Source organism: Lacinutrix venerupis, assembly GCF_001971745.1.
Taxonomy (GTDB): Bacteria; Bacteroidota; Bacteroidia; order Flavobacteriales; family Flavobacteriaceae; genus Lacinutrix; species Lacinutrix venerupis.
Genome location: NZ_CP019352.1, coordinates 2,811,195 through 2,835,392 on the forward strand (window position 1 = coordinate 2,811,195; position 24,198 = coordinate 2,835,392).

The window sequence follows — 24,198 nt, forward strand, 5'->3', positions numbered from 1 at the left end:
TCACATTTTTTTAGGCTAAAATTTGCGAATTTAATAATTTGGAAGTTTTACGATAAATTAGATATTTTTTATAAAAACAAAAAGACCTGCTCAAAAATGAACAGGTCTTTTTAATATTTGTTTTTAGCTTAAAGTTTTAATTTCTAACTTTATTCTTAAACTTATCAAATTCTCCTTCTTTAACCTCTTTTGGCCATGAATTATTTGATGTGTCTACATCTGCAGTTTCTTCTTTTGGATCTACAGTTACACTAACAATTTCTTTATTTGAAGCAATTGCTTTACTAACTTCCTTATCGTTTAACCTCCATATTTGTGCTGGATAAGTTTCTGTTTTACTTGTTCCATCTGCATAAGTATACTCAACAATAATTGGCATTACTAATCCTCCAGGCTTATTAAACGTTACGTTATAAAAGTATTTAGGCTCTTCCATTTTTGCACGCTCTTGAGCAGAGAAGTTATCCATTAAATATTCTTGTAAAGTTTTTGATTTATCTGAAACCTTTTCGCTTTTTGTTCCTGCTTCATGATCTTCACTTCCTTCTTCAACAAAATAAACTAAGTCTTCTTCACTTAATCCATAACGCTCTACAATTGCCTTTCCTTGCTTATTTGGTTTAGTAGAAACATAATATGCTTTTACATCTTTAACTCCTATATCAACATAATCTGTTGTGTAAAACCAACCTCTCCAGAACCAATCTAAATCGAATGCTGAAGCATCTTCCATTGTACGGAAAAAGTCTTCTGGAGTTGGGTGCTTAAACATCCAACGTTGAGAGTATTCTCTAAATGCATAGTCAAATAATTCTGGTCCCATTACAGTTTCTCTTAAAATATTTAAAGCTGTTCCTGGTTTACCGTATGCATTGTTACCAAATTGGTATGTGTTTAAGCCTTTTGTCATTATTGGTGCAATAAAGTTTTGATCACCACCCATATAACGTACAATATTTTTTGCTGGTCCACGACGTGAAGGATACGCTGTTTGCCCTTCAGATAGAGCACCTGGATACCATTTTCCAAAATCTTGTTCTGCTACATATTGCACAAATGTATTTAAACCTTCGTCCATCCATGTCCATTGGCGCTCATCACTATTTACAATCATTGGGAAAAAATTGTGTCCAACTTCATGAATAATTACAGACATCATACCAAACTTAGTACGATCGTTATAATTTCCATCTTTATCTGGACGACCATAATTCCAACAAATCATTGGGTATTCCATACCTTGTTGTTTTGCATGTACAGAAATAGCTTTATGATATGGATAATCGAAAGTCATTCTAGAATAAGATTTCAATGTACTTGCAACTGCTTTAGTAGACCAATCTTCCCATAACGGATTTCCTTCTTTAGGATACATAGAAACTGCCATTTTAGTAGATCCATTGATGTCTACCGCCATCATATCTAATATATAACGTCTTGATGTTGCAAACCCAAAATCGCGCACATTTTTAGCACTTAATTTCCATGTTTTTGTTTTTGTAGATTTTGTTTTTTCGGCAGCTTCTGCTTCTGCTTGAGTTACAATTACCACAGGTTCATCAAAAGATTTTTTAGCTTTTTCGTAACGCTTCATCATTTCTTTTGAGTACACTTCTTTTCTATTAGTAAGTACACCTGTTCCATCAAGAATATGATCTGCTGGCACTGTAATATTTACATCAAAATCACCAAAAGGCAATGCGAATTCATCACGTCCCCAAAATTGAGAATTTTGCCATCCTTCTACATCATTATAAACAGCCATTCTTGGATAAAACTGTGCTATTACATAGTTTCTATTATCATCTTCTTTAAAATACTCGTAACCAGATCTTCCTCTTCCATTAACATGATCATTAATGTTATACCACCATTTTATTGAGAAAGAGAATTTTTCTCCAGAAGCTAATGGTTTAGGCATTTCAACACGCATCATTGTACGATTAATCATGTGTTTTAATGGCTTCCCATTTGTATCTTTTACTTCTTCAATATTAAAACCTCCATCGAAACCTTCTCCCATGTAATCGTTGGCATAGCTAGATACTTGTTTCGCAGGTCCAATTCCACTACTTTCTATTAAAGGTGTTTTTGAATCTCTGGCTCTCATATTTTGATCTAGTTGTACCCAAAGATAATTAAGTACGTCTGGAGAGTTATTAGTGTAAGTTATTGTTTCGAAACCTGATAATTTAGCATTAACATCGTCAAGTACTAAATCCATTTTGTAATCTGCCTGTTGTTGGTAGTATGCAGATCCGGGTGCTCCAGATGCAGCACGATACATGTTTGGCGTCGAAAACTCATCATAGAGTTGTTTAAATTTATTTTGATTAGTATGCCCTTGTTGAGGCTCCTTTTTTTCTTGTTCTTGTTGTGCGAATACACCAACAGTAACAAAAAGTGCAGATAGCACGTAGTACTTAAAGTTGTTCATTTTGGTTGTTGTTTTTTCAGAATAAAGGCTGAAATTAACAAATTTTAAGATTTAAACATCTATTTTATTAGAAGTTTAACATTCCTATACTATTTTCGGGAATTAAAATGAAGGACTTGTGTTTAGCATTTATAAATGTTCTAACAATATTTTTTTGATCGCTAAACATATCATACAGTACGCTATTCTCTACGCTAAAAGACTTAATATTTTTAATATTTTCAATTTCTAAATAACATTGTACCACATCTCCATCATACTCTTTACCAATAAAATTTATTATCGATTCTTGTTCGTTTATAGTAATTTTAAATTTAGAGAGTAAATATTTCTCAATGTATTTATCTATCTGTGTTTCGTCATTATTACTTGCTAAAACTATTTTATTATCATAACGTTCTTTAAGAAGTCTTTCGAAATCATCTATAAAAATGCGAGTTATAATTTGTACAGATTGTTTTTCTTTAACGTATTCAATTTTTGTTATACTTACATAATACTTATGAGCACTAGAGTAGGCTAATGATAATACTATGCTTAAAACTAGAAATATTTTAATAATTTTCATGGCTTGAGATTTCGTATACAAACTTACATAAAGAAGTCAAAAAGCGTTCCATCTTTTAGACTTATTCTTTAGATTCTAAATTTTCTTTGTAAACTAAATATTTTTCTTTCATAAATTTTAGGGCTTCCAAATCGCTTATTGCACATCTAGTCTCAAAATTTTTATCTTCTGCACAGAAGTAGAAAAAATCTGCTCTGAGCTCTTTTTTTAATTCATTTTCTTTAAAAAAAGCTTCGGACAGTCTATTTTTTAAAGCATTCATAAATATTGTATTATCCTCAAGTGCCACTCGCTTTTTTAGTTCTTTAGTTCTTCCTGAAATACCATTTAAAATTGGGTTTAGAGGTATTCCGCCAGCTAAGACACCAAGTAACATAGACGGTTTAAACTCACCAGCTTCGGCTAATAATCTTTCACTTTTTCTCATTTTCTTCCCTGTATAACCAGGAATTCCAACATCATAGAAATTTATTGGTCTCTTAGCATCAGAATTTAAAATATCTTTATTTAAATCTCCCGTTAAGGTAAAACCAATTACCGCTTCTGGCAACTCGTTAACATTAATTTCTAAAGCTACACTAAGCTCTTTATCTAAGATGTTTTTTGAAGTAATAATATGTATATAAGGTTTATATTGAACGGAAGTAAATACTATTGTATCGTTTTTTAAAGCTTCAATTTTAAAGTACCCTTTTTCATTTGTTGTAGTATACTTTTTTTGACTTCTATTTATAACATGAATATTTTCTACCGTTTCTTCTCCAGTTACAATACCGTTTAAAGTTAGGTTTTGAGAAAAACCTATACTAGAAAATAAAAATAAAAGAAAACATATATTAGTTCTTTTCTTCATTTTTTAATGCTAAAAACACTTTACTCTTGGCATGTAAATATTCTATTAATTTTAATTCGTTTTTAGGCTCTAAAAGACTACTATCAAACTGAGAATCTTCAACAAAAGCAATAAAAGCTTGCACTTTATCTTCTGGTATTTTATAATTTTCTATAAAATATGAATTTTCAAATGCTTGAGATAGATTTGAGATAGGCGTTTCTAACCTTGTATCCTTAGCTTTCTTTTTATCTTTATTTCTATTTTTAAATATCCAATTAGTTACTAATCCCAAAATTGCAACACCATTAGCCATATAACGTATGCGATCGTTTTGGCTTCCAACTGCTATATTATCTACTTTTGAGTGGTAATCATCTGGCATCTCAAAATTCTCAAAACTTTCAAAATTAAAAACTATAGGCTCAGACACTTTTGCATCTAAAGCATCAGTAGCAAGGTCTCCGGTTAAATCGTAAGGTAACAAAACAACTTCATCAAGTGTATTTATGTATTCTTTTAAATAAACTTTTAAAACTTTAGTATCTATTACAGCATCAGTAATTTTTGTAGTAAAAGGAATAAGTTGAATAGATGAAATTTTAATTTCATCATTAAGAGCTACTTTTAATTTAAAATTTCCTAAAGAATCAGTAATTGTTCCTTTATTTGAAGATGTATTATAAATAGTGATATTTTCTAAATCCTCTAAGTCCACAATTATCTTTCCTTTAACTTCTATCCGAGAATCGTTTTGAGAAAAAAGAAATAATGTAGCAGTAAAAAAAAATAAAATAGATAGAGTATGTTTCATATAATTGGTTTTATACTTGTAAATAACGGTTTTCATTTCTTAATTTAAATTTAAAAGAGGTTTAAACTTTTGTTAAAGGTTTTCTATAGCCTATTACAATTAAATTGGTAATACATAAATTTACAACAAATAAATCATAATGAGAAGTATAATTATTGCAAGCACTTCTAAAGTTTTTGGAGGAGAAACCTTAGACTATATTTTAGAAGATCTAAAAAATCATTTTAAAAATACAGATGAAATATTGTTTATACCTTATGCTAGACCTGGCGGTATTTCTCATGAAGAATACACGCAAAAAGTAAAAGAACCTTTTAATTTAATTGATAAAAAAATAATAGGTATTCATGAATTTAAAAATCCTATTAAAGCTTTAAAAGAAGCTAAAGGCATTTACGTTGGAGGAGGAAATACCTTTGTTTTAGTAAATCAATTATATAAAAACAAGTGTTTAAATACTTTAAAAGAAGTCGTTAATAATGGTATACCATATTTAGGCACAAGTGCCGGTAGTAATATTTGCGGATTAACAATGAGCACCACTAACGATATGCCTATAGTTTATCCTCCAAGTTTTAAGACTTTAGGTTTTGTTCCATTTAATATAAATCCACACTATCTTGATCCTATTATTGGAAGCAAGCATATGGGAGAAACAAGAGAAACTCGAATTAAAGAATTTCATCAATTTAATACACAACCAGTAATTGGCTTAAGAGAAGGCAGCTATATTCAAGTTAAAGGCAATAATATTACTCTAAAAGGTAATTTAAAAGCTAGAATTTTTGAATACAAAAAAGAGCCGTATGAGATTGAAAGCAATACAAGCCTAAATATATTAAAATAAAAAAGCCTCATCTTTAAAAGATAAGGCTTCTTAGAGCGAGAGACCAGGTTCGAACTGGCGACATTCAGCTTGGAAGGCTGACGCTCTACCAACTGAGCTACTCTCGCATTTCCGGTGGCAAATATAATAATTAAAATAGTTTATCAAATAAAATTAATAAATATTATTGTGTATTTCATCGAATATTTTTGGTTTTTACCGATAAATAAAACTAAGAATGATGGATTTTCGTAAAAACAATCAACATGATATATTTTTACAGAAAAATTCCTCAAAATGAAAAAAATCCTACTACTATTCACATTTCTATTAGTAACTAATTTATTTGCTCAAGTTAAGGTTGGTGAAAACCCTCAATCCATAAACCCAAACTCTATTCTTGAATTAGAAAGCACAGATAAAGTTTTAGTTGTAACAAGAATTTCTACAGCTCAGATGAACGCTCTAAATCCACTAAATGGAGCTATTATTTACAATACTGACGAAAATTGCTTATTCCAATATAATAACAATACATGGTCAAGTTTATGTGTTAATGTAATGGATAATGAAACTGTTACTTCATTAATAGATAATAATGATGGAACTATTAGTTATACCAGCGAAGATGGGTCTACAACAACAATTATTAAGTCTAATCTTATAGATAATAATGATGGAACTTATACTTTTAACAATGGTAATGGCGCTCCTGTTACAATAGATATACCTTCACTAGAAACTTTAACATCAATTACTTTAAACCCAAACAATACCACTATTGACTATATAGATGAAGATGGTACACTTACACAATTAAATCTTTCAAATATTGTGTCTAACTTAGAAACTGCTACAACTCTAGTTGATAATGGAGATGGTACAGTTACTTATACCAATGAAAACAATGTAACAACTACTGTTGGAATTGTTGGTCCTCAAGGTGAAGTTGGTCCTCAAGGCCCTCAAGGTCCTGCTGGATTAAATGGTGCAGATGGTGCTCAGGGTCCTCAAGGTGAACAAGGCCCACAAGGTGAGCAAGGTATTCAAGGTGAAACTGGACCTCAAGGTGAAGTTGGTCCTCAAGGTCCTGCTGGAACAAATGGTGCTGATGGTGCTCAGGGTCCTCAAGGTGAACAAGGCCCACAAGGTGAACAAGGTATTCAAGGTGAAACTGGTCCTCAAGGTCCTGCTGGAATAAATGGTGCGGATGGCGCTCAAGGCCCACAAGGTGAACAAGGTATTCAAGGTGAAACTGGACCTCAAGGTGAAGTTGGTCCTCAAGGAGAACAAGGTCCTGCTGGAACAAATGGTGCAGATGGCGCTCAAGGCCCACAAGGTGCGCAAGGTATTCAGGGTGAAACTGGACCTCAAGGTGAAACTGGACCACAAGGTCCTGCTGGAATAAATGGTGCAGATGGCGCTCAAGGCCCACAAGGTGAACAAGGTATTCAAGGTGAAACTGGACCTCAAGGTGAAGTTGGTCCTCAAGGAGAACAAGGTCCTGCTGGAATAAATGGTGCAGATGGTGCTCAGGGTCCTCAAGGTGAGCAAGGTATTCAAGGTGAAACTGGGCCTCAAGGTCCACAAGGTCCTCAAGGTGAAGTTGGACCTCAAGGAGAACAAGGTCCTGCTGGAGCAAATGGTACTGACGGTGCTCAGGGTCCTCAAGGTGAGCAAGGTATTCAAGGTGAAACTGGTCCTCAAGGTGAAGTTGGTCCTCAAGGTGAAGTTGGTCCTCAAGGTCCACAAGGTCCTGCTGGAACAAATGGTGCGGATGGCGCTCAAGGTCCACAAGGTGAGCAAGGTATTCAAGGTGAAACTGGACCTCAAGGTGAAGTTGGTCCTCAAGGCCCACAAGGTCCTGCTGGAATAAATGGTGCAGATGGCGCTCAAGGCCCACAAGGTGAACAAGGTATTCAAGGTGAAACTGGACCTCAAGGTGAAGTTGGTCCTCAAGGAGAACAAGGTCCTGCTGGAGCAAATGGTACTGACGGTGCTCAGGGTCCTCAAGGTGAGCAAGGTATTCAAGGTGAAACTGGTCCTCAAGGTGAAGTTGGTCCTCAAGGTCCACAAGGTCCTGCTGGAACAAATGGTGCGGATGGCGCTCAAGGTCCACAAGGTGAGCAAGGTATTCAAGGTGAAACTGGACCTCAAGGTGAAGTTGGTCCTCAAGGCCCACAAGGTCCTGCTGGAATAAATGGTGCAGATGGCGCTCAAGGCCCACAAGGTGAACAAGGTATTCAAGGTGAAACTGGACCTCAAGGTGAAGTTGGTCCTCAAGGAGAACAAGGTCCTGCTGGAATAAATGGTGCAGATGGTGCTCAGGGTCCTCAAGGTGAGCAAGGTATTCAAGGTGAAACTGGGCCACAAGGTGAAGTTGGTCCTCAAGGTCCACAAGGTCCTGCTGGAATAAATGGTGCCGACGGTGCTCAAGGTCCTCAAGGTGAGCAAGGTATTCAAGGTGAAACTGGTCCTCAAGGTGAAGTTGGTCCTCAAGGTCCACAAGGTCCTGCTGGAACAAATGGTGCTGACGGTGCTCAGGGTCCTCAAGGTGAACAAGGTATTCAAGGTGAAACTGGACCTCAAGGTGAACAAGGTCCTCAAGGTCCACAAGGTCCTGCTGGAACAAATGGTGCGGATGGCGCTCAAGGTCCACAAGGTGAGCAAGGTATTCAAGGTGAAACTGGACCTCAAGGTGAAGTTGGTCCTCAAGGCCCACAAGGTCCTGCTGGAATAAATGGTGCAGATGGCGCTCAAGGCCCACAAGGTGAACAAGGTATTCAAGGTGAAACTGGACCTCAAGGTGAAGTTGGTCCTCAAGGAGAACAAGGTCCTGCTGGAATAAATGGTGCAGATGGTGCTCAGGGTCCTCAAGGTGAGCAAGGTATTCAAGGTGAAACTGGGCCTCAAGGTCCACAAGGTCCTCAAGGTGAAGTTGGACCTCAAGGAGAACAAGGTCCTGCTGGAACAAATGGTGCTGACGGTGCTCAGGGTCCTCAAGGTGAGCAAGGTATTCAAGGTGAAACTGGTCCTCAAGGTGAACAAGGTCCTCAAGGTCCACAAGGTCCTGCTGGAACAAATGGTGCTGACGGTGCTCAGGGTCCTCAAGGTGAACAAGGTATTCAAGGTGAAACTGGACCTCAAGGTGAACAAGGTCCTCAAGGTCCACAAGGTCCTGCTGGAACAAATGGTGCAGATGGCGTTCAAGGCCCACAAGGTGAGCAAGGTATTCAAGGTGAAACTGGACCTCAAGGTGAAGTTGGTCCTCAAGGCCCTCAAGGTCCTGCTGGAACAAATGGCGCAGATGGTGCTCAAGGCCCACAAGGTGAGCAAGGTATTCAAGGTGAAACTGGACCTCAAGGTGAAGTTGGTCCTCAAGGAGAACAAGGTCCTGCTGGAATAAATGGTGCTGACGGTTCTCAAGGCCCACAAGGTGAGCAAGGTATTCAAGGTGAAACTGGACCACAAGGTGAAGTTGGTCCTCAAGGTCCACAAGGTCCTGCTGGAACAAATGGTGCTGACGGTGCTCAGGGTCCTCAAGGTGAGCAAGGTATTCAAGGTGAAACTGGTCCTCAAGGTGAAGTTGGTCCTCAAGGAGAGCAAGGTCCTGCTGGAATAAATGGTGCAGATGGTGCTCAGGGTCCTCAAGGTGAGCAAGGTATTCAAGGTGAAACTGGTCCTCAAGGTCCTCAAGGTCCTCAAGGTGAAGTTGGACCTCAAGGAGAACAAGGTCCTGCTGGAACAAATGGTGCAGATGGTGCTCAGGGTCCTCAAGGTGAGCAAGGTATTCAAGGTGAAACTGGTCCTCAAGGCCCACAAGGTCCTGCTGGAATAAATGGTGCAGATGGCGCTCAAGGCCCACAAGGTGAGCAAGGTATTCAAGGTGAAACTGGGCCACAAGGTGAAGTTGGTCCTCAAGGTCCACAAGGTCCTGCTGGAATAAATGGTGCCGACGGTGCTCAAGGTCCTCAAGGTGAGCAAGGTATTCAAGGTGAAACTGGACCACAAGGTGAAGTTGGTCCTCAAGGCCCACAAGGTGAGCAAGGTATTCAAGGTCCAGTAGGCCCTTCTAATGCTTATGTTGGACAATTTATTATTACAGCAACTGGGAACCAAACTATAACAGGAATACCATTTGAACCATCATCGATAACATTTGTTGCTCATGCGAATGTAGAAACATTAGATATAGACGCAGACAACGGTGTAGGCAATAATAACACAGGCATTGCTAACTCTTTTGGAACAATGAATGGCTTTGCTAGAAATGACTCTGGAACGATAACACAACAAGTAATTTATGTAGGTGGAAGTGGTAATTCTATTAACGATATTTCAAGATTCGCTTCAAGCTCTAGATGTATTGGTTTAAGATATGGTAATCAAAATGGTGATGCTGTTGGAAGAACACTAGCTAGCTTAACTTCATTTAACGCTAATGGATTTACAATAAATGTAACTAACAAATCAGATAATGTTGTTGTAATATTTACTGCTTATAAATAATTAAGAAGCATGAGAAATTTAATATATATAGCATTGCTTCTATTTCAAATTAATTTTGGACAGCAAGCGCTTCAAAATTCTGGAAATATTCAAATTCATGATCAAGGTCAAATAGGGTTTCATATTGATTTAATTAATAACGGAACTTTTAATGAAAATTTAGGTTTGGCAGGCTTTTACAATTCCGATAATTCTTTAAAAATATCAGGAACAAAAACTCCAAGATTTTTTGATATGGATATTGCAGTAGACGATAATTTATTTTTAGAAATAAATACAGAAGTTTCAAATGGCTTGTACTATATTATTGGAGATATTATTACACCTAGAACAAATTCTGAAATATCTTTAGATTATTTAAGCAATTCTTTTTTTGTAAGTGAAGATGATTTTAGATTAACGGATGGATATGCTGCTATTACAGGTAATAATTCTTTTACTTTTCCAATTGGAGATGATAACAAATTGAGACCTTTAATTATTCCAACACAAAATATCAGTTCAAAATTTAAAGCAGCTTATTTTAATGAAGACCCAAACTTCCCTTCTACTTTCTTACAATCTTTTAATACTAATAACTCTGAAGTAATTATTAGCAAAATCAGTAATGAAGAATTTTGGGATTTTAATGGCACTAACAAAACCTTAGTTACTTTAACTTGGGATCAAGAAAGCCAAATCCCTTTACTTACTAATGATTTGCTAAATTTAAGAGTTGTAGGATGGAGTAAAGCAGAAAACAAATGGTTAGATTTAGGAAACACTAATGTTACTGGCGACCTTAATAATGGTACTATAAGCTCTTTTCAATTTACTCCAAATGATTTTGAAATTATAACTTTTGGATCACTTATTGGAAGCGATGGACTTGTTGTTTATAATGGAATTAGCCCAAATAACGATGGAGTAAACGAAACTTTTATTATTGAAGGCATAGATTTATTTAAAAATGAACTAAAAATATTTAATCGTTGGGGACGTGTTGTATATGATGCTGTAGATTACAAAAACACTTTTAATGGAGTTTCAAACAAAAAAATTATTGGTAGTCAAGGAGACAGATTACCCGTAGGAACTTATTTTTATATATTACAATTAACAGAAGATAATAAAACTTATTCTGGTTGGATATATATTAACTATTAATTACAAGGTTTTATAAAAGTGATAGCCAAAAATTTCATATCCTTCGTTATAATAAAATTTATGCGAAGGATAATTTTGCACATAGGTATTTAACTCTGAAATTACACATCCTTTAGATTTTGCATAATCGTAAAGCCAATTAAAAAAACGTTTTCCTAAACCTTTACCGCGATACTCTTCATCTATATAAACATGGTCAATTTCCATAGATTTTCCTGCATAATGTCTTGTTTGAAACCACATTCCACAAACACCTATTAGCTTTTCATTTTCAAAAACACCTGCACATTCATAATTTTCTTCAACAATTATTGCAAAACGTTCTTTTAATATAGCGTCAGAATTTGCATTATTTGTTAACTTTTGAATTAAAGGAATAATACAATTTATATCCTTTTTATTAATAATTTTAAAGCTTAAAGACATACTGATAATTTTTAGTAAATTTAAATAAAATCATTAAGTTTGAAAGACATTACTTTCTATGAAAACAAACAATTTTTCAAACATAAAAATTGAAGCTATTACCGGAGAACAAACTCTACCTATTCGTCATGCTGTGCTAAGAAAAGGAAAACCTATCGAAGCGTGTCCTATTCCGGAAGACAACCTGAAAACAACCTATCATTTTGGGTTATTTTACAATAACAAACTTGTTGCGGTTAGCACTTTTGTAATAGATAAATCTGTTTATTTTAAAGAACCTAACCAATATAGACTTAGAGCAATGGGTGTTCTAGAAGGTTACCAAGGCTTACAACTTGGAAAACAGCTATTAAATTTTGGTGTTCATTTTTTAAAAGAAAAAAAAGTAGAGCGTCTTTGGTTTAATGCAAGAATTATTGCTTTAAACTTTTATAAAAAAAATGGTTTTGAAACTATTGGACCTGTTTTTAATATACCTAACGTAGGTGATCACTTTGTAATGCACAAAAAATTATGATTAAAAAAGAAAGTATAAATCTTTTAGTATTATTACTTCTTACTATTAGCTCTTTTTCTCAGTTTGCTTTTGCTCAAAATACAATTTCAACTGAAGAATTAATAGGCAAAGGAAACCCAAAACTCTTTGGAAAAGATTACAAATTAAGAGAAGAAGCTTACATCGCTTTTAAAAAAATGCAAGCTGCAGCATTAAAAAGCAACATAACAATTGGTATTGCTTCTAGCTATAGAAGTTTTGCGCATCAAAAACGTATATGGGAAAGAAAATTTAATAGAAATAAATCTAAAGGACTTTCCGGAAAAGAAAACATTAAGAAAATTATAGAATATTCTACAATTCCTGGCACCTCGCGCCATCATTGGGGAACAGATATTGATATTTATCAAACTAATGTTAAACAACCAAATGGCATTTTACAAACAAAAAACTATCATGAAAATGGAGTGTTTTACAAACTAAAAAAATGGATGGATGCTAATTCAGAACAATTTGGCTTTTATTTAGTTTATACAAATTCATCAAATAGAAAAGGCTTTAAATATGAGCCTTGGCATTACACCTACAAACCTCTATCTCTTCAATATTTAAAAAAATATCAAGAAATAAATATTTCAGAATTACTAAAAAAAGATAAACTTACCGGGAGCAGCAACTTTTCAGAAGAGTTTATAAACCAATATACTAAAGAAAATATTTTAGATATTAATCCCGAACTTTTGTAACTTTATAAAATAACCAAGAAATACTAAAATGAGAAAAGGTGGACTTAAAGGACGATTATTAATAGGTGTAGCCATAGCAGCATTTTTTTTAATTAAACATTACATGAGCAGAGAAACCAATCCTTACACCGGGAAAGTACAAGCGATTGACATGACTGCAGAAGAAGAAATACAAATGGGATTAGCCAGTATAAATCAAATGGCACAACAGCATGGTGGACTATATCCAAATGAGCAATATCAAGCTTTGGTAGATAAAGTAGGGAACAAATTAGTTAACAATAGCATTGCAAAAGACACTCCTTACAAATACGATTTTCACCTATTAGCAGACCCAAGTACTATTAATGCTTTTGCATTACCTGGTGGTCAAATATGTATTACGTATGCCTTATTTTCAAAATTAAAAAACGAAGATCAGCTTGCTGGTGTTCTTGGTCATGAAATAGGTCATGTTTTAGGAAAACACTCTGCAGAACGTATTGCAAATAGTAAAATGTGGCAAGGCTTAAGTACAGCAGGTTCTGTTGGCGCAGATATGGGTGGTGTAGTTAGCCAAATTGGAAATGGCACATTGCTTAAAAATGGACGAGGTGATGAACTTGAGAGCGACGAACTTGGAGTTCGTTTCATGATGCGTTCTGGTTACGACCCTGAAGAAATGATAGGTGTTATGCAAATTTTAAAAGATGCCGCAGGTCCAAATAGACAACCAGAATTCTCTAGCACGCATCCAGATCCAGATAATAGAATTGAAAAAATAAGAGAAGCAATAGAAAAATACAGAAGAAACTAAATCGTTTTCGTTTAATTATAATATAAAGTCCTGCATTTGCGGGACTTTTCTTTTTATATTTGTTATTCAAATTCTAAGAAAATGAACAAAAAAGTCATCCTAATGATTCTTGATGGTTGGGGAAAAAGTCCTGATCCTAAAGTGTCTGCCATAGATAATGCTAACACACAATTTATAGATAGTTTATACACTAAATACCCTAATGCTCAATTAAGAACCGACGGTTTACATGTTGGACTACCAGAAGGACAAATGGGAAATAGTGAAGTTGGCCATATGAATTTAGGAGCAGGACGAATTGTTTATCAAGATTTGGCAAAAATAAATTTAGCCATAGAGAATAAATCTTTAGCACAAGAACCTGTTTTAGAAAACGCCTTTCAATATGCTAAAAAAAACAATAAACCTATTCACTTTTTAGGATTAGTAAGTAACGGTGGTGTACATTCTCACATTAACCATCTAAAAGGTCTTATTGAAGCTTCTGAAGCTTATGGAGTACAAAAATCTTATATTCATGCATTTACAGACGGACGTGATGTAGACCCACATTCTGGAAAAGACTTTATTGCAGATTTAGAAGAATTTAATAAAGATAAAAATTCAGAAATAGCCTCAATAACTGGTCGTTATTATGCTATGGATCGAGATAAACGTTGGGAACGTGTACAATTAGCGTATAACGCGTTAGTTAACGGAGAAGGTACACTATCTCATAATCTTCAAGAAAGCATTCAAGAAAATTACGATGCAGATATTACAGACGAGTTTATAAAACCAATAATTAAATCTAACGCCAAAGGTTCTCCTTTAGCAACCATTAAAGAAGATGATGTTGTAATCTTCTTTAATTTTAGAACAGATAGAGGTAGACAATTAACTAATGCGCTAACTCAAGAAAATTTTCCAGAATTCAATATGAAAAAATTGAATTTATATTATGTTACCCTAACTAATTACGATGAAAATTTTAAGAACCTACATGTTGTTTTTAATAAAGATAACATTACAGAAACTTTAGGAGAAGTATTAGAAAAAAACAACAAAACACAAATTAGAATTGCAGAAACAGAAAAGTATCCACATGTTACTTTTTTCTTTTCAGGAGGAAGAGAAGAGCCTTTTAAAGGAGAATCTCGAATTTTAAAAAATTCGCCAAAAGTTGCAACTTACGATTTACAACCAGAAATGAGTGCCTTTGAATTAACTGATGCTCTAGTTCCAGAACTACAAAAAGGTGAGGTTGATTTTGTATGTTTAAATTTTGCAAATGGCGATATGGTTGGACATACAGGCTCTATGCAAGCAGCAATTAAAGCATGTGAAGCAGTTGATAAATGCGTAAGTAAAGTTATTACTACTGCTGTGGAACACGATTATACAATATTATTAATCGCAGATCATGGTAATTGCGAAACTATGGTAAATCCAGATGGCTCTCCACATACTGCACACACCACCAATCCTGTACCAATTATTTTAATAGATAAAGAACTAAAAGCTATTAAAAATGGAGTTTTAGGAGATGTTGCACCTACAATTTTAAAATTAATGGGAGTAGAACAACCTAAAGTAATGACACAAAACTCATTAATTTAATAGTTTACTGCTCTATATCTATAGATAAGTTATAAAAACATAGAAATAGTTTTAAAAATCACCACTTACAAATAATCGTAGTAAGTAAACATCGCTCTATTTTGATTATAAAAATTGTATTTTTGTATTCTATTTATAATTAAAATGAATATTTCTAAAGGACTTATTATTGCGGTAGATTTCGATGGCACTATTGTAGAAGATGCTTATCCTAGAATTGGAGATGAGCGCCTTTTTGCTTTCGACACCTTAAAACGTTTACAAGCAGATGGTCATCGTTTAATTTTATGGACGTATCGTCATGGTAAGAAACTAGATGAAGCAGTAAATTTCTGTAAAGCTAACGGAATAGAATTTTATGCTATAAACCGTAGTTTTCCTGAAGAAGATATACTAGAAAATGCCAGTAGAAAAATTCATGCAGATTTATTTATAGACGATAGAAATATAGGAGGCGTACTTGGTTGGGGAGAAATATACCAAATGCTCACTAACGAGGCACCTAAACCCAAACAAAAAAAGAAAAAAGGTTTTTTTAGATTCTAAAAAAGAGATTAACAGGTTATGATAGTAGTAAAAACAAGAGAAGAAATAGAGTTAATGCGAGAAGCTGCATTAGTTGTTTCTAAAACATTAGGTGAAGTTGCAAAAGCTGTTAAACCTGGCGTAACAACATTAGAACTAGATAAAATTGCAGAAGAGTGCATAAGAGATCAAGGAGCAGTGCCTGGGTTTTTAGGATTGTATGATTTTCCTAACACGCTTTGTATGAGTCCAAACTCTCAAGTTGTACATGGTATACCTAACAACACACCTTTGGTTGAAGGAGATATTATTTCTATAGATTGTGGTGCTATAAAAAATGAATTTTATGGTGACCACGCGTATACGTTTGCTGTTGGAGAAATAGATTCTGAAACAAAAAAGTTACTACAAGTAACAAAAGAATCTTTATACGTTGGTATTAAAGAATTAAAAGTGGGCAATCGTGTTGGAGATGTTGGTTTTGCTATTCAAAAATACTGCGAAGATCATGGATATGGTGTTGTAAGAGAATTAGTTGGACATGGCTTAGGGCGTGTAATGCATGAAGATCCAGAAATGCCTAATTATGGAAAACGTGGTCGTGGTAAAAAATTTATTGAAGGTATGGTTGTTGCCATAGAACCCATGATTAATATGGGTACTAGACGTATAAAACAACATAGAGATGGTTGGACTATTACCACTCAAGATGGTAAACCAAGTGCACATTTTGAGCATGATGTTGCCATTTTAGACGGAAAACCGGAGATACTATCTACTTTTGCTTACATTTATGAAGCTTTAGGTATTGTAAGTGACGAGGAAGATGCTTTTAGACAAAAGGCTTTAGTGCTTTAATTTCTTTTTAGGTTAAAACTGCTGTTATTTTTTAATTTTAGATTTTACTTTAAATATTTAATAGCAATACAAATATCACTAAGCTCTATTTTAGTATTTTTTATAAAATTTTTACTAAAAATAAATTTTAAATGTATAGTTTAAATTGAAAAAACTCTTCAAATTAATACTAAATATAATACCAAGACCTATTCTTATTAGGCTAAGCTATCTTATTAGGCCTATGCTAGCCGTATCTCTTTACGGCTCAAAGTATATGGATCCTATAGACGAAAGAGGCTTTAGAAGTTTTTTACCATATGGATATGGCAAACAACGAGATAATGTATTATCACCATCAACGCTATCTTTAGAACGCCATAGATTATTATGGTTGTATTTAAAAAATGAAACCACTTTTTTTTCAGCTAAAAAAAAAGTGCTTCATTTTGCACCAGAACAATGTTTTTTAAAACGATTTAGAAAACTTAAAAATATAGAGTATACAACTACCGACTTGCTCTCGCCTATTGCAGATGTAAAAGCAGATATTTGCAATCTTCCTTTTAATAATAATAGTTTTGATATTATTCTATGCAATCACGTACTAGAACATATACCAGATGATACTAAAGCTATGGAAGAATTATATCGTGTTATGAAACCTGGTGGATATGGAATTTTTCAAATCCCACAAGATTTAAATAGAGATAAAACTTTTGAAGATAATACTATTACAGACAAAAAAGAACGAGCTCAAGTTTTTGGCCAATACGACCATGTTCGCGTATATGGACGCGATTACTTTAACAAATTAAGATCTATTGGTTTTAAAGTAGAAGAAGTAGATTATACAGCTAAGTTATCTTCCGAAGAAATAGAAAAATATTGTTTAGCTGAAGGCGAAATTATACCTGTAGTTTACAAAAATTAACAATATAATTTAATTATGACATCACAAACACTAATTGCAACAGCTGCTTTATTTGGTATGTTAGCAGTAATTTTTGGTGCTTTTGGAGCACACACCTTAAAAAAAACACTATCTAAAGAACAATTACAAAGTTTCGAGGTTGGAGTTAAATACCAAATGTATCATGCTATTGTTTTATTGGTACTAGGCTTTGGTCAAGGTCCAAAAAGCAGTGCAATTTACTGGTGTTTTGTATTTGGCATAATACTATTTTCGTTTAGTATTTATGGTTTAGTTTTAAGTGATGCTAAAGGTAAAAAACTTAAATTTTTAGGACCAATTACTCCTTTAGGAGGCTTATTATTAGTTACTGGATGGTTTTTATTATTATTTAACGCCTTCTAATTACTTATTATAATATGTTTTAAAATAAAAAAGCCTAAACATAAGTTTAGGCTTTTTCTTTATAACTATTTTATAGTTTTTTTAATGATTATCTAAAACTTCTTCATCACGATATTTACAACATGGATGTACAGAATTATAAGCCTCGTCTGTAGCTTTTAATTCTTTTGTATCGTGCCCTACTTCGGCTATACTTTTAGAAATAGCTTCAATATTTGTTTTACGCTCATCGAAAATTAATTTAAGTTCGTGTGTTTGCACATCCCATTTTGCAGATTTTACACCTTTTGTATTTAAACTTGCTTTTTCAATACGTTTTTTACACATTAAACAAACGCCATCTACCTCTATAGAAGCGCGTTTATTTTTGTCTTGAGCAAAAGTTATAGACGTTATTAAAACTGCTAAAACTAGAATTGTACTTTTTATTGTTTTCATAATTATATAAATTTATTTATTAGATTTTTAATTTTATAGCTGTTGAGTTATTTTATTTTATATCGTAATCCCGCATAATAATTTGCACCAAATATTGGACCATATACAAACGTAGTATCAAAACTTGAGCCAAAAGGATTATCTGCAGATACTATTGGGTTATCTTGCCTTACATTGGTTATATTTTCTCCTCCTAAATATACTTCAAATTTTGGAGAAAACACTTTAGTTACTTGTGCATTAAGCGTAGCTAGAGTTGGAGAATAGTCTGGTAACATATACTGCGCAGGATTATTTGCTGTAGAAGAAAAACGTTGTTCTCCTAACCAGTTATATGTGGCATCAAATTTCCAATTCGAGTTATTTTTTACTTGTGTTTCGTATGAAGCGTTTGCAAAAAACCTATGCTTTGGAGTTAATGGTTTTTCTAATTTACCAGATGCATATTGTGTTTTTACATCGTAGTTTTTGTAAGCTATACGGGTATTTAAACGATCTAACGGTTCGTAATTTAATTCTACTTGAAAACTGTTAGCATAGCTATCTCCTTCTAAATTATAAAAATTTACTTCTTGTGCATTTTCATAATCTACAACTACTTGATTTTTAAAATCTGTTCTATAAAAATCTGCTGTAATTTCAGCTTTTCTATTAAACAGTCTAAATCCTTGTAAAAAAGACACTCCGTAATTCCATGCGATTTCTGGATCTAATCCATAAATTTCACCAGTATTATTTAAAATATTAATTGTTCGAGAGGTCGAAAATAATTTTTGATTTTCGGCAAAAATATTAGCGCTTCGTTTACCTCTACCTGCAGATGCTCTAAATACACCTTTTTCCCAAGTTGTATAGCGCATATGCAAACGTGGTGTTACAAACGTCCCTAATAAATTATGTCTATCTACTCTTAAACCTGCAGTAATGTTAAGCTTATCTAAATTAAAATAATTATACTCCATAAATGCACCTATCGAGTTTTCGGTTCTTTCGTAATTTAGAGTATTTACAAACTCATCGTAATGATCGTAAGTATAACTTATTCCTGTTTTAATTTTATGTCTCGAGTCTCCTATTATAGTATTATACATAATATTGGTGTACAAACTATTATGCTCTATATCGTATTGATTTAATCCAAAATATGAATCCTGTTGATGACCACTAAATGCAGTTTGAATACTTAAACTTTGCCATGGTAATTCAGGATTTACATATCCTAATTTTGCTGAAACTTCAAAACGTTCTGTTTCAATCTCACTTCCCCAATAATTTGTAGTTAATTTATCTCTATCTGGATCGAAATTTATTTGTCCTGATTGTTTTTCATCATTTAAATACTTTAAATTAATAAAACTAACCAATCCTTTTTCTGGATTAATATATTGCCAGCGATTCATAAAATTGACTTGATTGTATAATGGCATATCTATAAAACCATCATTATTTACATCATGCTTTTTCTGGTGTGTATTACCATGTATATAAAAACCAGTATCCCACTTATCACTTACTTTAGTATTAAAATGTGTATTTAATTCTAAACGTGTACTGCTTGCTCCATAAAGGTTTACAAACAATTTATTATCTGTTTTAGGTTTTACTAGCTCGGTATTTATTTGTCCTGCGATACTTTCGTAACCATTTACAACACTTCCAGCTCCTTTTGTAATTTGAATACTTTCTACCCAAGTTCCAGGAATAAAACTAAGTCCAAAAGCTTGAGATGCTCCACGAATAGATGGTATGTTTTCGGTAGCGATTAAAATATATGGACTTGTTAAGCCTAACATTTTAATTTGCCTTGTTCCTGTTACTGCATCTGCAAAATTAACATCGATTGATGGATTAGTTTCAAAACTTTCCGACAAGTTACAACAAGCGGCCTTTAACAACTCATCACTACTTACAGTAATAATATTTTGAGATGATAAATACGATGTTCCCATTGTTTTTTGCTTAGCTGTAATTTCAACCTCTTCAAGTTCGCTAGTTGGTTTTAATCTATGTTTAATTGGTTTTGCATTTAAAACTGTTAGCGTATCGGTTTTATAACCAACAAAACTTATTACTAATTTTTTGTATTCTTCTTTATACGGAATGGAGAAATTTCCATCAAAATCGGTAACATTTCCAACTTTAGTTCCTAGCCAAAAAACGTTAGCTCCTGGCAATGGATTTTTAGAAGCATTATCTTCTAAAATTGTTCCAGTTATTTTTTCTTGAGATATTGCAAACAACGGCAATAGCAATAATATATATATTAATTTTTTCATTTAATTGTAGGTTTTATAAAGCATAATTATTGCCATAATAATCATGATTGTATTTTCAATAAAAGTAGCTTTAGTCATAGGTAATTTAAGCACTGTACCTAAGCATGCACATTGTATTTCTTGTTTATTTAAAAGTGTTTTTATTACTCCAATTGTAGTAATACCCAATACAATAATGGTTACAATAAGTGCTGTAAAAATTTGAAAACGCATTAAAAACATAAGTCCTAAAACAATCTCAATAAAAGGATATATTTTTGCGTAAGCAGGAAATACTTTAGCCAAAGGATCGTACATTTTAAAAGACTCTGGAAATCCTTTTAAATCTAAAATTTTAAAGAAACTAAATACTATGTAAAATAAGCCCATGAAATCGAGCATAAAATCACTCCAATTCCAGTTTTTGTAATGTAATAGAATTGAAGCTATAATTATGTAAGCAAATATTATAAATAGTGGTTTTAGCTTTTGTAAATCTGTTTTTTCTTCTTTATTTGCTACTGTTGAGAAAACATTTCTTTGTTGTTTTTCAATTTCTAAAATTGAAAATTTTTCTGGTAATTCTTCTTGTAATTTTTCTATTGAAATATGCTGAGACATTTTAACCTCAACTTCAGCTTTTTCTAAGTCGACTGAAGCACTAGTAACATGTTCAATATTATTTAATGCTTTTTCAACTGAAGCTTTACAATTGCCACAGGTCATACCTGTAACTTTATATGTGTGTTTCATTTTTTTTAATATTAATTATTAGTGCTTTGAAGGCGCTCAATCATTGCTTTCATTTCTTTAATTTCTCTTTCTTGAGCTTTAATAATATCTTCGGCTAATTTTTTAACTTCCGGATCTTTGATGTCTGCTCTGCTACTTGTTAATATTGCAATTGAATGATGAGGAATCATGGCTTTTAACCATAAAATATCACCAACAATTGGTTTTTGTATTCTTACTAAGGTTAGTGCTCCAAAAAAAAGTATAATGCTTCCTAAAACAATTGCAATGTTTTTTTTCTTGTTTTGATACATATTTCGCATGGCTACAAACATAATTATAGCCATTGTTGCAATACCTAAACAACTCATGTAAAAACGTGTTAAACTAAAGTACACATGATCTATTGTATAAGTATTTAAATACATAGTTATATACATAGCTACAAATGAAGCTGCTAACATTAAAACAAACTTCGTGTAATTGTTTTTTTTCATTTCATGATTTTTCATAATAAAATGGTTTTTCTGATTGTTATTTTTTTAAAATCTTAAAGATAATCCGCCTCCTGCTCCAAATCGATTGTCGTAACTCGCCATTAGCGACGCGTTTTTTGAGAGTAAATATTCAGCACCAGCACTCCAAACTAATTCTTTTTCAAAATTTGAATTTTGTGGTAGTGTATTTACTAATCCTAAATCGGCTTGGTATTCAATTTCTCCAAATACAACTGTTCTTGGAAACACCATAATTTCACGACTTAAACCTAACTGAGGTCTTAATTCATTATCTAAACGAACATCAAGACTAAATAAATAAGGTGTTAAATATCGTAAACCAACAATTGCAGTTGTATTTACTTCTTCTAAACTATCTTCCAATTCATTTTCAATATTTACACCACCAAATACTCTTAGGTAATCGTGTAAATAATACTCGTAAGTTGCTTCGGCTTCAAAATTTTTATTCCATCCGTATTCTGCCATTACGTTAAATTGGCTTCTATAGTTTGAAGTTACTAAGTTTAACTCTGTCATATGAGAGGCTACATCAACCATTCCCCAAGAATAATAAAGATTGCTTTCTTTTATTAAATTATTGATTGGATAGGCTTTCATTCTTTCGTCTCTTGGAGTATCGTAACTAATAATTCGTGTCATGCCACTCATCATATGGTATAAAATATGACAGTGAAAAAACCAGTCGCCATACTCATCGCCATAAAACTCGATGGTAACTTCTTTCATTGGTGGAACATTTACGGTATGTTTTAAAGGAGAATAATCTCCGTTTTTGTTTAATACCCTAAAAAAGTGACCGTGTAAATGCAAAGGATGGTGCATCATGGTTAAATTATTAAAAGTAATACGTGTTACCTCATTACTTTTAATCTTTATTTTATCGGTTTCGGATAAAACTACACCATTAAAACTCCATATATAACGATTCATATTACCTGTTAAGTTTAAGAGAATTTCGTTTACAGGTGCGTCAGCATCGTATACTGTTTTCTCTGGAGATTTTAAATAATCGTAATTGTATTCGGCATTCATTTTCATACCATCCATGTCGTTCATATCCATTTCTTTATGTTCTGCATGGTTCATATCATTCTCCATTTTCATTTTATCATGATTCATCTTCTCCTTTTGCATAGAATCGTGTTTCATATCATCATGATTCATTTTTCCATGATCCATCTGCATGCCATATTCAGCTTTTATTTTAAAACGTTCATCCTTATTTGGCTGAAATTTTAAAGCGTGTGCTCCCATTTTCATATCCATTTTGGCCATTTGTTTCATCATTTCAATTTTATCAGGTTTTGGAACCTCCATAGCCTTTAAAATTTCACCTTCACCTAAATATGCTGAAGCTGTACCAGAACCATCTTGAGCAGAAATTTTGAATTCTAACTTTTTATCTTCTGGAATCGTTACAATAAAATCGTATGTTTCGGCATTACCTATAAATGTTTTGTTTCTATTAACAGGCACAACATCTAAACCATCTGCTGCCACTAAAGTTGATGAATCGCCACTAAAAGTCATCCAGAATGCTGTTGATGCTGCGCCGTTAATTATACGCAACCTTACTTTTTCTCCACTTTTAAAATCTGAATAGTTAATAGACTGTTTTCCATTAATTAAAAAGGCTGGATAATATACATCTGCAATGTCTGCGCCTTCCATTCTTTGTCGCCAAAAATCTAACTGAGCGCCAAAAGCACCTCTTGAAATCACTTGATTTAGTGGTGTAGCAGTTCCTTTCTTAATGCCATACCATTCGGTTCCTCTTTTTAAAGTTCTTAGTACATCTTTTGGTTTTTCGTTGGTCCAGTCTGAAAGCATTAAAACCAATTCTTTATCATATTGTAATGTTTCTTCTTTAGGATGAATAACAAAAGAGCCATATACACCGCTTTGCTCTTGTAGCATAGTGTGAGAATGATACCAATAGGTTCCTGCTTGTTTAAGCTTAAATTTATAGGTAAATGTTGTACCTGGTTTTATTGGCGGTGTTGTTAAGTATGGCACACCATCGTAAAAATTTGGAAGCAGAATACCATGCCAATGCACAGAAGTTTCTACATCCATAGTATTTTTTACATGGATTATTGCTTCATCACCTTCGGTAAATTCTAAAACTGGACCAGGAATGGTGCCATTTACAGTCATACCCATTACAGGTTTACCTGTTATATTTATGTCTTTTTTGGCAATTGTTAATGTGTATTCTTTAGCATTAGAATTACTTTGAGAATGATGTTTTTCTTGTGCTAACATTTTTCCTATTGAAAGAAAAAATAATGTGGCTAAAAGCCATGTATTGAATTTCATTTTTATAATTTAAATTAATAATTCGGTTAAAAACTCCGCGTAAGCGAAATGGTTTGAA

21 protein-coding genes and 1 tRNA gene are annotated in these 24,198 nt (G+C 33.3%); 11 read left to right on the top strand and 11 right to left on the bottom strand.

The window, feature by feature from the left end; all coding sequences use genetic code 11:
- Nucleotides 1-136: 136 nt before the first annotated feature.
- The 4 genes from BWR22_RS12675 to BWR22_RS12690 form a co-directional block, all read right to left on the bottom strand.
- Nucleotides 137-2,437, bottom strand: a complete 2,301-nt coding sequence (locus BWR22_RS12675) for a M1 family metallopeptidase (RefSeq protein ID WP_076734030.1) — start codon at nucleotides 2,435-2,437, stop codon at nucleotides 137-139.
- A 67-nt stretch (nucleotides 2,438-2,504) separates the two neighbouring features.
- Entirely contained in the window at nucleotides 2,505-3,005 is a 501-nt protein-coding gene (locus tag BWR22_RS12680; RefSeq protein ID WP_076734031.1) for a DUF6702 family protein, read from the bottom strand.
- 61 nt (nucleotides 3,006-3,066) lie between these two features.
- A complete protein-coding gene (locus tag BWR22_RS12685; protein WP_076734032.1) occupies nucleotides 3,067-3,858 on the bottom strand; it encodes a peptidase associated/transthyretin-like domain-containing protein in 792 nt (263 codons plus the stop codon).
- Complete coding sequence (locus BWR22_RS12690) at nucleotides 3,842-4,651, bottom strand: carboxypeptidase-like regulatory domain-containing protein (protein WP_076734033.1); 810 nt, start codon at nucleotides 4,649-4,651, stop codon at nucleotides 3,842-3,844. The genes BWR22_RS12685 and BWR22_RS12690 overlap by 17 nt, the downstream gene beginning before the upstream one ends.
- Nucleotides 4,652-4,790: 139 nt before the next feature.
- Between BWR22_RS12690 and pepE the strand changes: the two genes are divergently transcribed.
- A complete protein-coding gene (gene pepE, locus BWR22_RS12695; protein ID WP_076734034.1) occupies nucleotides 4,791-5,498 on the top strand; it encodes a dipeptidase PepE in 708 nt (235 codons plus the stop codon).
- Nucleotides 5,499-5,532: 34 nt separating this feature from the next.
- On the opposite strand, the gene BWR22_RS12700 is transcribed toward pepE, so the two are convergent.
- Nucleotides 5,533-5,605 (bottom strand) — tRNA-Gly (locus BWR22_RS12700).
- Nucleotides 5,606-5,774: 169 nt separating this feature from the next.
- Between BWR22_RS12700 and BWR22_RS12705 the strand changes: the two genes are divergently transcribed.
- Entirely contained in the window at nucleotides 5,775-9,986 is a 4,212-nt protein-coding gene (locus tag BWR22_RS12705; protein ID WP_076734035.1) for a hypothetical protein, read from the top strand.
- Nucleotides 9,987-9,995: 9 nt separating this feature from the next.
- Complete coding sequence (locus BWR22_RS12710; protein WP_076734036.1) at nucleotides 9,996-11,132, top strand: gliding motility-associated C-terminal domain-containing protein; 1,137 nt, start codon at nucleotides 9,996-9,998, stop codon at nucleotides 11,130-11,132.
- On the opposite strand, the gene BWR22_RS12715 is transcribed toward BWR22_RS12710, so the two are convergent.
- Nucleotides 11,133-11,558: a GNAT family N-acetyltransferase gene (locus BWR22_RS12715; protein ID WP_076734037.1), complete on the bottom strand. Its 426-nt coding sequence runs from the start codon at nucleotides 11,556-11,558 to the stop codon at nucleotides 11,133-11,135.
- Nucleotides 11,559-11,616: 58 nt separating this feature from the next.
- Here BWR22_RS12715 and BWR22_RS12720 point away from each other — a divergent pair, with 58 nt between their 5' ends.
- The 8 genes from BWR22_RS12720 (at nucleotide 11,617) to BWR22_RS12755 (ending at nucleotide 17,875) form a co-directional block, all read left to right on the top strand.
- Entirely contained in the window at nucleotides 11,617-12,075 is a 459-nt protein-coding gene (locus tag BWR22_RS12720) for a GNAT family N-acetyltransferase (RefSeq protein ID WP_076734038.1), read from the top strand.
- Nucleotides 12,072-12,800 carry a M15 family metallopeptidase gene (locus tag BWR22_RS12725; protein ID WP_076734039.1) on the top strand — a complete coding sequence of 243 codons (729 nt, stop codon included), beginning with the start codon at nucleotides 12,072-12,074 and terminating at the stop codon, nucleotides 12,798-12,800. Before BWR22_RS12720 ends, BWR22_RS12725 begins: the two co-directional genes overlap by 4 nt.
- 28 nt (nucleotides 12,801-12,828) lie before the next feature.
- Nucleotides 12,829-13,596 (top strand): M48 family metalloprotease, encoded by a 768-nt coding sequence (locus BWR22_RS12730; RefSeq protein WP_076734040.1) that lies wholly within the window; start codon nucleotides 12,829-12,831, stop codon nucleotides 13,594-13,596.
- Nucleotides 13,597-13,677: 81 nt separating this feature from the next.
- A complete protein-coding gene (gene gpmI, locus BWR22_RS12735) occupies nucleotides 13,678-15,195 on the top strand; it encodes a 2,3-bisphosphoglycerate-independent phosphoglycerate mutase (RefSeq protein WP_076734041.1) in 1,518 nt (505 codons plus the stop codon).
- 144 nt (nucleotides 15,196-15,339) lie between these two features.
- Nucleotides 15,340-15,741 (top strand): BT0820 family HAD-type phosphatase, encoded by a 402-nt coding sequence (locus tag BWR22_RS12740; RefSeq protein WP_076734042.1) that lies wholly within the window; start codon nucleotides 15,340-15,342, stop codon nucleotides 15,739-15,741.
- A gap of 18 nt (nucleotides 15,742-15,759) precedes the next feature.
- Nucleotides 15,760-16,578: a type I methionyl aminopeptidase gene (gene map, locus BWR22_RS12745; protein WP_076734043.1), complete on the top strand. Its 819-nt coding sequence runs from the start codon at nucleotides 15,760-15,762 to the stop codon at nucleotides 16,576-16,578.
- Between the two features lie 145 nt (nucleotides 16,579-16,723).
- Complete coding sequence (locus tag BWR22_RS12750; protein WP_076734044.1) at nucleotides 16,724-17,491, top strand: class I SAM-dependent methyltransferase; 768 nt, start codon at nucleotides 16,724-16,726, stop codon at nucleotides 17,489-17,491.
- Nucleotides 17,492-17,506: 15 nt separating this feature from the next.
- Entirely contained in the window at nucleotides 17,507-17,875 is a 369-nt protein-coding gene (locus BWR22_RS12755; protein WP_076734045.1) for a DUF423 domain-containing protein, read from the top strand.
- An 81-nt stretch (nucleotides 17,876-17,956) separates the two neighbouring features.
- Here the strand turns inward: BWR22_RS12755 and BWR22_RS12760 are convergent, their stop codons facing one another.
- Genes BWR22_RS12760 through BWR22_RS12780 form a run of 5 tightly spaced genes read right to left on the bottom strand, consistent with a single transcriptional unit; the run spans nucleotide 17,957 to nucleotide 24,140 of the window.
- On the bottom strand, nucleotides 17,957-18,313 hold the full coding sequence (locus tag BWR22_RS12760; protein WP_083678307.1) for a heavy-metal-associated domain-containing protein: 357 nt from the start codon (nucleotides 18,311-18,313) through the stop codon (nucleotides 17,957-17,959).
- Between the two features lie 47 nt (nucleotides 18,314-18,360).
- Nucleotides 18,361-20,589 (bottom strand): TonB-dependent receptor, encoded by a 2,229-nt coding sequence (locus BWR22_RS12765; RefSeq protein ID WP_076734046.1) that lies wholly within the window; start codon nucleotides 20,587-20,589, stop codon nucleotides 18,361-18,363.
- A complete protein-coding gene (locus BWR22_RS12770; RefSeq protein WP_076734047.1) occupies nucleotides 20,590-21,321 on the bottom strand; it encodes a heavy-metal-associated domain-containing protein in 732 nt (243 codons plus the stop codon). It lies immediately after the preceding gene.
- Nucleotides 21,322-21,332: 11 nt separating this feature from the next.
- Nucleotides 21,333-21,797: a DUF305 domain-containing protein gene (locus BWR22_RS12775; RefSeq protein ID WP_241828208.1), complete on the bottom strand. Its 465-nt coding sequence runs from the start codon at nucleotides 21,795-21,797 to the stop codon at nucleotides 21,333-21,335.
- Nucleotides 21,798-21,842: 45 nt separating this feature from the next.
- Nucleotides 21,843-24,140 carry a multicopper oxidase domain-containing protein gene (locus BWR22_RS12780; RefSeq protein ID WP_076734049.1) on the bottom strand — a complete coding sequence of 766 codons (2,298 nt, stop codon included), beginning with the start codon at nucleotides 24,138-24,140 and terminating at the stop codon, nucleotides 21,843-21,845.
- Nucleotides 24,141-24,198 lie beyond the last annotated feature (58 nt).

What these genes read in the sequence shown, in the direction of transcription:
- BWR22_RS12675 (WP_076734030.1), bottom strand. Translation starts at nt 2,437, where the DNA reads ATGAACAACTTTAAGTACTACGTGCTATCTGCACTTTTTGTTACTGTT.
- BWR22_RS12680 (WP_076734031.1), bottom strand. Translation starts at nt 3,005, where the DNA reads ATGAAAATTATTAAAATATTTCTAGTTTTAAGCATAGTATTATCATTA.
- BWR22_RS12685 (WP_076734032.1), bottom strand. Translation starts at nt 3,858, where the DNA reads ATGAAGAAAAGAACTAATATATGTTTTCTTTTATTTTTATTTTCTAGT.
- BWR22_RS12690 (WP_076734033.1), bottom strand. Translation starts at nt 4,651, where the DNA reads ATGAAACATACTCTATCTATTTTATTTTTTTTTACTGCTACATTATTT.
- pepE (WP_076734034.1), top strand. Translation starts at nt 4,791, where the DNA reads ATGAGAAGTATAATTATTGCAAGCACTTCTAAAGTTTTTGGAGGAGAA.
- BWR22_RS12705 (WP_076734035.1), top strand. Translation starts at nt 5,775, where the DNA reads ATGAAAAAAATCCTACTACTATTCACATTTCTATTAGTAACTAATTTA.
- BWR22_RS12710 (WP_076734036.1), top strand. Translation starts at nt 9,996, where the DNA reads ATGAGAAATTTAATATATATAGCATTGCTTCTATTTCAAATTAATTTT.
- BWR22_RS12715 (WP_076734037.1), bottom strand. Translation starts at nt 11,558, where the DNA reads ATGTCTTTAAGCTTTAAAATTATTAATAAAAAGGATATAAATTGTATT.
- BWR22_RS12720 (WP_076734038.1), top strand. Translation starts at nt 11,617, where the DNA reads ATGAAAACAAACAATTTTTCAAACATAAAAATTGAAGCTATTACCGGA.
- BWR22_RS12725 (WP_076734039.1), top strand. Translation starts at nt 12,072, where the DNA reads ATGATTAAAAAAGAAAGTATAAATCTTTTAGTATTATTACTTCTTACT.
- BWR22_RS12730 (WP_076734040.1), top strand. Translation starts at nt 12,829, where the DNA reads ATGAGAAAAGGTGGACTTAAAGGACGATTATTAATAGGTGTAGCCATA.
- gpmI (WP_076734041.1), top strand. Translation starts at nt 13,678, where the DNA reads ATGAACAAAAAAGTCATCCTAATGATTCTTGATGGTTGGGGAAAAAGT.
- BWR22_RS12740 (WP_076734042.1), top strand. Translation starts at nt 15,340, where the DNA reads ATGAATATTTCTAAAGGACTTATTATTGCGGTAGATTTCGATGGCACT.
- map (WP_076734043.1), top strand. Translation starts at nt 15,760, where the DNA reads ATGATAGTAGTAAAAACAAGAGAAGAAATAGAGTTAATGCGAGAAGCT.
- BWR22_RS12755 (WP_076734045.1), top strand. Translation starts at nt 17,507, where the DNA reads ATGACATCACAAACACTAATTGCAACAGCTGCTTTATTTGGTATGTTA.
- BWR22_RS12760 (WP_083678307.1), bottom strand. Translation starts at nt 18,313, where the DNA reads ATGAAAACAATAAAAAGTACAATTCTAGTTTTAGCAGTTTTAATAACG.
- BWR22_RS12765 (WP_076734046.1), bottom strand. Translation starts at nt 20,589, where the DNA reads ATGAAAAAATTAATATATATATTATTGCTATTGCCGTTGTTTGCAATA.
- BWR22_RS12770 (WP_076734047.1), bottom strand. Translation starts at nt 21,321, where the DNA reads ATGAAACACACATATAAAGTTACAGGTATGACCTGTGGCAATTGTAAA.
- BWR22_RS12775 (WP_241828208.1), bottom strand. Translation starts at nt 21,797, where the DNA reads ATGAAAAAAAACAATTACACGAAGTTTGTTTTAATGTTAGCAGCTTCA.
- BWR22_RS12780 (WP_076734049.1), bottom strand. Translation starts at nt 24,140, where the DNA reads ATGAAATTCAATACATGGCTTTTAGCCACATTATTTTTTCTTTCAATA.